Source organism: Serratia sp. 506_PEND (assembly GCF_001076875.1).
Lineage (GTDB): Bacteria > Pseudomonadota > Gammaproteobacteria > Enterobacterales > Enterobacteriaceae > Serratia > Serratia marcescens.
Genome location: NZ_JVEL01000295.1, coordinates 1 through 838, shown reverse-complemented (window position 1 = coordinate 838; position 838 = coordinate 1). Strand labels below are relative to the sequence as shown.

1 protein-coding gene is annotated in these 838 nt (G+C 59.7%); it reads right to left on the bottom strand.

Annotated features, from left to right (window positions below):
* A partial coding sequence (locus tag ADK28_RS07755) for a type VI secretion system protein (protein ID WP_239686225.1) occupies window positions 1–790 on the bottom strand: 790 nt, incomplete at its 3' end.
* Window positions 791–838 lie beyond the last annotated feature (48 nt).

The window sequence follows — 838 nt, the reverse complement described above, 5'->3', positions numbered from 1 at the left end:
AATAATGGTACCAGCCCAGACTGAAAAGAGACGCTGTTAGCACCATGAGGCCGGTACCGATGGACATCCGGCGACGACGATACAGCTGATGTAAACGGCTTTCGCCGGCAAGATGCGCCTGGGGAAACACCACATCGGTAAACAGCTGGCGCACAAACCAGACGCTGGACTCGCCCCGTGCGGCCGGATACGCCGCTTCCGTCAGACGATAACGCCGGGCCGTTGCCCGGGAGAAACCATCAAAAGGCACCCCCTGCTGGTACACCGAGCTCAGGTAAATCCCCCGTACCGGGAAACCGGCCATTTCGTCCCCAGCCAGCACATCTGACAGCATTGTCTGCAGGAACGATTTTAGTCCCGCAAGCTGGCGTATAAACAAAAACGCATCTGCCGGAGGCGTCTGCGCCGGGGGCTCCAGCATTGTGGCACTGAGCGCCGCGTTGAGCTGGCTAAGCCAGAGATCCCAGAATGTATCAAGCTCGCCGGACCATGCGTTTGTCCCCACCGTGTCAGGGCTGAAGCTCACGCCAAGCAGCGACTGTCGGGTCTGCGCATCCAGCTGGCGGAAAAAATCTCCTGCGCCATGCAGCATATCGATATGCGTGAGGACCACATAGACTGGCAGCCGCGTATGCAGCTCATCGGCAATGTCCATCAGACGGGTACGCAGCACCTGGGCTCTGGCGTGACGGGCGGATGTCCCCATCCTCGCCAGTTCACTGAGATCAAGCGTCAGGATCAGACCATTAAGCGGCTGGCGTCGGCGGTGCGCTTTCAGCCAGGTCAGCAAATGTCGCCACAGGTGGGCATTCTGCTCATTCTGGTCTTCCGTCCCCCG